Origin of the sequence: Aeromonas sp. ZOR0001 (assembly GCF_000801015.1) — a bacterium.
In the GTDB taxonomy this organism is placed as follows: Bacteria; Pseudomonadota; Gammaproteobacteria; order Enterobacterales; family Aeromonadaceae; genus Aeromonas; species Aeromonas veronii.
In genome coordinates, this window is record NZ_JRJY01000132.1 from 1 (window position 1) to 6,963 (window position 6,963).

Sequence of the window (6,963 nt, forward strand, 5' to 3'; positions counted from 1 at the left end):
TTTATTGGGGGGAAAGGTGTAAACCATATTCAGGACGGGACAGGTTGACTGAAAAAGCCCTGCCAATCTGGCAGGGCTTTTTGTTTTTTCAGTGTCCCGTCCTGTGTTGCGGGAACGAAGTGAGCGGAGTTATCCCCGTAGTCTCAAGGCAAGACCACAGAAGTATGTGGTGCCAAAAGCCAATAAAAACAATGCCAGTCAGGCTTAACTGACTGGCATTAGGCCGTTTGGCCTCTCTTCTCTATCTGGCTGTGGTCGCAGTCAGCGATGTGCTTACTTGACGCGCATGCCAGGCTGGGCGCCTTCCTGCGGCTCCAGGATCCAGAGATCCTTGCCGCCCGGGCCTGCGGCCAGCACCATGCCTTCGGACATGCCGAAACGCATCTTGCGCGGCGCCAGGTTGGCCACCATGACGGTCAGCTTGCCTTCCAGATCTTCCGGGTTGTAGGCGGACTTGATACCGGCAAACACCTGACGGGTTTCGCCGCCGATATCCAGTTGCAGCTTGAGCAGCTTCTCGGCTTCCGGTACCGCTTCGGCCTTCTTGATCAGCGCGACGCGCAAGTCAATCTTGGCAAAATCGTCATAGGTGATGGTTTCGCTGATGGGGTCATCAGCCAGCGGGCCTGTCACTTTCGGTGCCTGCTCCTTGGCCAGGTCTTCCTTGGAGGCCTCGATCATGGCTTCAATCTTCGCCGGCTCGATGCGGGAGAAGAGGGCTTTGAACGGCGCAACGGTGTGATCGACCAGCGGCATCTCGATGCCATCCCAGCTGAGGGTTTCGGCCAGGAAGGCTTCAGCACGCTCGGCCAGCAGCGGCATGACGGGCTTGAGGTAGGCCATCAGCACGCGGAACAGGTTGATGCCAACAGAGCAGACCGCCTGCAGCTCGGCGTCAGCCCCTTCCTGCTTGGCGATAACCCAGGGCGCCTTGTCGTCCACGTAGCGGTTGGCCTTGTCGGCCAGCGCCATGATTTCCCGGATGGCGCGGCTGAATTCGCGGCTCTCATACGCTTCCGCAATGGCGGTACGGGCGTTGGCGAATTCGGCGTAGAGCTCGGGTTCGGCGCAGGTTGCTGCCAGCTTGCCGCCAAAACGCTTGGCAATAAAGCCGGCGTTGCGGGAGGCAAGGTTGACCAGCTTGTTGACCACGTCAGCGTTGACGCGCTGCACGAAATCTTCGAGGTTCAAGTCCAGATCGTCGATGCGGCTGTTGAGCTTGGCGGCGTAGTAGTAACGCAGGCACTCCGGATCCAGGTGGTTCAGGTAGGTAGATGCCTTGATGAAGGTGCCCTTGGATTTGGACATCTTGGCGCCGTTGACGGTCACATAACCGTGCACGTTGACCTTGGTCGGTTTGCGGAAGTTGGCACCTTCCAGCATGGACGGCCAGAACAGGCAGTGGAAGTAGGCGATGTCCTTGCCGATGAAGTGGTAGAGCTCGGCCTCGGAGTCCGCTTTCCAGTAGCTATCAAAGTCGATGTCGCCACGCTTGTTGCACAAGTTCTTGAAGGAAGCCATGTAACCGATGGGCGCATCCAGCCAGACGTAGAAGTACTTGCCCGGGGCGCCGGGAATTTCGAACCCGAAGTAGGGGGCATCACGGGTGATGTCCCACTGCTGCAAGCCGCTTTCGAACCACTCCTGCATCTTGTTGGCCATCTCTTCCTGAATGGCGCCGGAGCCGCGCACCCACTCAGAGAGCCATTTTTCAAACTGCGGCAGGTCGAAGAAGAAGTGCTCGGAGTCCTTCATTACCGGAGTCGCGCCGGAGACGGCAGATTTCGGATCGATCAGCTCAGTCGGGCTGTAGGTGGCGCCGCAGCTGTCGCAGTTGTCGCCATACTGCTCCGGAGACTTGCACTTGGGGCAGGTACCCTTGACGAAACGGTCCGGCAGGAACATGGATTTTTCCGGATCGAACAGCTGGGAGATGGTGCGGCTCTTGATAAAGCCACCATTTTTCAGGCGGCCATAGATCAGCTCCGCCAGCTCGCGGTTTTCGTCGCTGTGGGTGGAGTGATAGTTGTCAAAGCTGATGTTGAACCCGGCGAAGTCGGCCTGGTGCTCCTTGGAGACAGCGGCAATCATCTCTTCCGGGGTGATCCCCATCTGCTGTGCCTTGAGCATGATCGGGGTGCCGTGGGCATCATCGGCACAGATAAAGTGCACCTGATGGCCGCGCATTCGCTGATAACGAACCCAGATATCGGCCTGGATATGTTCCAGCATGTGGCCAAGATGGATGGAGCCATTGGCATAGGGGAGGGCGCAGGTTACCAGCATTTTACGAGGATCAGTTGCCATATTACGTTCTTGATGTGCTTGTTGGGATGATAGAGTGCCGTGCATGTTACCCGAATTGGGGGTAGCCTGCCTAGGGTTGTGGCTATGCCAACCTTGGCAGCACCTGCTGTTACGATGGCAGGCAAGCCACTGATTTGTGTGCGGTAACCGTTCACCTCAAGATAATGACAAGATAATGAGGAGTTAATGGTGATTGATTCAGTAAAACAGATCCTCGCCGAATTTAAGCCAGCTGGCTGGCACAAGGATCTGGTGGATGCCGGATTCGTTCGCGAGATCATCAATCAGGGTCAGGGGCTTACTATCCGGCTGGTATTGCCGTTTGCCGGTCTCTCGCTGCTCGATCAGCTCAAAGAGAACTACGATGCCAGGCTGCGCAGTGCCACCGGCGCCACCCGTATCGACTGGGCATTGGAGATTGACGTCGCCAGCATGCCGCGGGCGCAGGGCCTCAATGCCGTGCAGGGCATTCGCAACATCATCGTGGTCGCCTCCGGCAAAGGGGGGGTGGGCAAATCTACCAGTGCGGTCAACCTGGCGCTGGCCCTGCAAAAAGAGGGGGCGCGGGTCGCCATTCTCGATGCCGATATCTATGGCCCTTCCATTCCCACCATGATGGGCACCCTCACAGAGCGTCCGGTCAGCCATGACGGCAAGCTGATGGAGCCGGTGATGGCCTGCGGCCTCAAGAGCAACAGCATCGGCTATCTGGTCTCCGAGCAGGATGCCACCATCTGGCGCGGCCCAATGGCGAGCAAGGCGCTGGCGCAGATCCTCCATGAGACCCGCTGGGGCGAGGTGGATTATCTGGTGGTAGACATGCCGCCGGGCACTGGCGATATCCAGCTCACCATGGCCCAGCAAGTGCCTACCTCGGCCGCGGTCATTGTTACCACCCCGCAAGATGTGGCGCTGGCCGATGCCCGCAAGGGGATCGCCATGTTCAACAAGGTCAATGTGCCGGTGCTCGGCATCATCGAGAACATGAGCTACCACGTCTGCAGCGCCTGTGGTCACCATGAGCCGCTGTTTGGTACCGGTGGCGGCCAGAAGATGGCAGAGCAGTATCAAGTGGCACTGCTTGGTCAATTACCGCTGCATATCGATATCCGCCAACACATGGATGATGGCTGCCCGACCGTGTTCGGCGCACCGGAAGGAAGCCTGGCTCAGGCCTATTTGAAGCTGGCTCGCAGGGTAGGGGCTGAACTCTTTTTCAGCGCAAAACCGATTGCGACCCCCCTCTATGCCATGGCGCTGGATGAATAATCGGCGGTCGGTCACTTGAAAGGGAATTGAGGGTGGGCATGACCCACCCTTTTTTATATAATGGATCGGTTTAAACCATCCCCACTGCTCTTCTCTTTTAGGTATTTGTCATGTCTGATACTCAACATTCGTGTGTGATCATCGGTATTGCGGGCGCATCTGCGTCTGGCAAAAGTCTTATAGCCCAGACCATTTATGAAGAGCTGGTGGCCGAACTGGGCGCAGGTCAGATTGGTGTGATCACCGAAGATTGCTACTACCGTGATCAGACCCACCTGACCATGGAAGAGCGGGTCAAGACCAACTATGACCACCCCAACGCGCTGGATCACGACCTGCTGGTACAGCACCTGAGCCAGCTGGTCAAAGGTGACGCGGTTGCCATTCCCCAATACTCCTACACCGAACACACCCGTATGAGTGAAGTGACTCCGTTTGCCCCGCGCCGGGTGATCATTCTGGAAGGGATCCTGCTGCTGACCGACAGCCGTCTGCGGGATCTGATGGATGCCTCCATCTTTATGGATACCCCGCTCGACATCTGCCTGCTGCGCCGTCTGGTGCGTGATGTGCAGGAGCGGGGCCGTACCATGGACTCCGTGCTCAAGCAGTATCAGAAGACGGTGCGTCCGATGTTCCTGCAGTTTATCGAGCCGTCCAAACAGTATGCCGATGTGATCGTGCCTCGTGGTGGCAAGAACCGCATCGCCATCGACATGCTCAAGGCGCGTATCCGCCACATGTTGATCGGTTAAGATGAAACAAGCCGGGTGATGCCCGGCTTTTTTAAAAGCACAATTTGTCAGGAGAGTCGCCCAATGCGTCTGTGTGATACCGATATTGAACGCCATCTGGATGAAGGCAAGATCGTCATTGAGCCACGGCCCGGGGTAGAGCGGATCAGTGGTGTCAGTGTCGATGTGCTGCTGGGTAACGAGTTTCGGGTGTTTCGCGATCATACCGCGCCCTATATCGATCTGAGCGGTCCGAGCAGCGAGATGGCCGATGCCATCGATCGGGTGATGAGTGACGAGATCCACATCCCCGATGGTGAAGCCTTCTACCTTCACCCGGGTCAGCTGGCGCTGGCGGTGACCTACGAATCCGTCACCCTGCCGGCCGATATCGTCGGCTGGCTGGATGGCCGCTCGTCACTGGCACGCCTGGGTTTGATGGTGCACGTGACGGCGCACCGGATCGATCCGGGTTGGTCCGGTCGCATCGTGCTGGAGTTCTACAACGGCGGCAAACTGCCGCTGGCGTTGCGTCCGAAGATGAAGATCGGCGCCTTGAACTTCGAGATGCTCTCCGGCGTCGCGGCCCGTCCCTACAACAAGCGGGAAAATGCCAAGTACAAGAGCCAGCAGGGCGCCGTTGCCAGTCGCATCAATCAGGACTGATAACTGGCAACACGGCAACGATTCAAGGGAGCACAAGGTGCTCCCTTTTTGCATCTGGAATCAAACGGATATGGGGTTGATGGTGCTGGTCGGATGAGATTGGCGGGGTGGGGACGTTTTATCACCACTTTTGCCCGTTTTTCTGTTATAAAAACGTCATAAAAATGAAATTATTGGCTTAATTGTCAGCTATTTTTGCCCTTTCCCGCAATCATTAGCGGCTTTAATTAATCGATGGCAAGCCGCATGAGGACTGGCTCTAGGATATTTTTTTCCAAAAAGCTCTTTTTTTTTATGGCTGAAATATTTCAATGGTGGCTATGGTGTTGGCCGCCATCTGGCATAATCCGCCGCAACTCATAAACAGGCTTTTTTTTATGTTTGAAATGTTTAGTGGTTTGGGTTTGTGGTGGTCAATCGGTTTGGTATTGGCCGTTTTTTTTGTGCTTGCCTATGAATTTATCAACGGCTTTCACGATACCGCCAACGCGGTAGCAACGGTTATCTATACCAAGGCGATGCCAGCTCACCTGGCGGTCGTTGCATCGGGGATCTTCAACTTTTTTGGCGTCATGTTCGGCGGTCTGGGTGTGGCCTATGCCATTGTCCATCTGCTGCCCATCGACCTGCTGCTTGGGATGGACTCCACCCAAGGGTTGATCATGGTCTTCTCCTTGCTGTTTTCCGCCATTGTGTGGAACCTGGGCACCTGGTTCTTCGGGATCCCGGCCTCCAGTTCACATACCTTGATCGGTTCCATTCTGGGGGTCGGCGGCGCCTATGCTTGGATCACCCATAAACCGGTGACAGAAGGGATTAACGTGGGCAAAGCGATCGACATCATGCTTTCCCTCATCATCTCTCCCACCATCGGCTTCATCATCGCGGCGCTGCTGCTGCTGGCGATGAAGCGCATCTGGACCAGCAACAAGATCCACAAAACGCCGGAAGAGCGCCAGCTGGTGGATGGCAAGAAACACCCGCCGTTCTGGGCGCGTCTGACCCTGGTGGCCTCGGCCATGGGCGTCAGCTTCGTACACGGCTCCAACGATGGCCAGAAGGGCATCGGTCTGGTGATGCTGGTGCTGATCTGTATGGCGCCCGCCTATTTCGCACTGGACATGAACAGCCGCGCCTATGATCTGGACCGGACCCAGGATGCCAACCAGCGCATCATGGAGATCTACCAGCGCAACCAGTCCGCCCTCTCTGGCGTCATCAACTTCTCTGCACCGGCAACGGCTCAGGAAGAGCTGATGACTCACTGCTCCGCAGATGGCGTGCTGCAGGCGATGGCCACCCTGGATGCCCGTCTGGGTGCCGTGCGTACTTATGATCAGATGAGCCTGACCGACCGCCGCGAAGTGCGTCGTCTGCTGCTCTGTATCGATGACACCGCCCGCAAGGCTGCCAAGCTGCCGCTGCCCGCCAAGGAGCTGACCGATCTGGCCAAATGGCGCAAGGATCTGACCGCGACCGCTGAATACGCACCGACCTGGGTGATCGTCTCCATCGCGCTGGCGCTCGGTTGCGGCACCATGGTGGGCTGGCGTCGTATCGTCCATACCGTGGGCGAGAAGATCGGCACCACCGGCATGACCTACAGCCAGGGCATTGCGGCCCAGATCACTGCTGCTACCTCCATCGGGGTTGCCAGTCTGACTGGTATGCCGGTGTCCACCACCCACATCCTCTCTTCTGCGGTGGCGGGTACCATGGTAGCCAACAAATCCGGCCTGCAGAGCCAGACCATCAAGACCATCCTGATGGCCTGGGTGTTGACCCTGCCGTTGACCATGCTGCTCTCCGGTGGCCTGTTTATCGTCAGCCACCATCTGTTTGGTGGATAATATCGTTATTTTTTAAGGGCCTGCGGGCCCTTTTTATTGGCTCTGTCCCTATTACGTGTTGAAAGGCTAATCTTGAAGTAGGCCATCACCATTAGGTCTACCATCATGGATACCCCAGCCTTTCAACACCTGTTGTC

Annotated in this window: 5 protein-coding genes; 4 read left to right on the forward strand and 1 reads right to left on the reverse strand. The window is 57.0% G+C overall.

Translation table 11 applies throughout. The features are described from left to right. Positions 1–273 precede the first annotated feature (273 nt). A complete protein-coding gene (gene metG, locus L972_RS16705; protein ID WP_047439683.1) occupies positions 274–2,307 on the reverse strand; it encodes a methionine--tRNA ligase in 2,034 nt (677 codons plus the stop codon). Between the two features lie 186 nt (positions 2,308–2,493). Between metG and apbC the strand changes: the two genes are divergently transcribed. From apbC to L972_RS16725, 4 genes are all read left to right on the forward strand, one after another. Further along, positions 2,494–3,576, forward strand: a complete 1,083-nt coding sequence (gene apbC / locus L972_RS16710; RefSeq protein ID WP_047439686.1) for an iron-sulfur cluster carrier protein ApbC — start codon at positions 2,494–2,496, stop codon at positions 3,574–3,576. Positions 3,577–3,686: 110 nt separating this feature from the next. After that, on the forward strand, positions 3,687–4,331 hold the full coding sequence (gene udk, locus L972_RS16715) for a uridine kinase (protein ID WP_005345570.1): 645 nt from the start codon (positions 3,687–3,689) through the stop codon (positions 4,329–4,331). Positions 4,332–4,394: 63 nt separating this feature from the next. Continuing rightward, positions 4,395–4,976, forward strand: coding sequence for a dCTP deaminase (gene dcd / locus L972_RS16720; RefSeq protein WP_005336719.1), 582 nt, complete (start codon positions 4,395–4,397; stop codon positions 4,974–4,976). A 377-nt stretch (positions 4,977–5,353) separates the two neighbouring features. Beyond that, positions 5,354–6,826, forward strand: coding sequence for an inorganic phosphate transporter (locus tag L972_RS16725; protein WP_047439689.1), 1,473 nt, complete (start codon positions 5,354–5,356; stop codon positions 6,824–6,826). Positions 6,827–6,963: the final 137 nt, after the last annotated feature.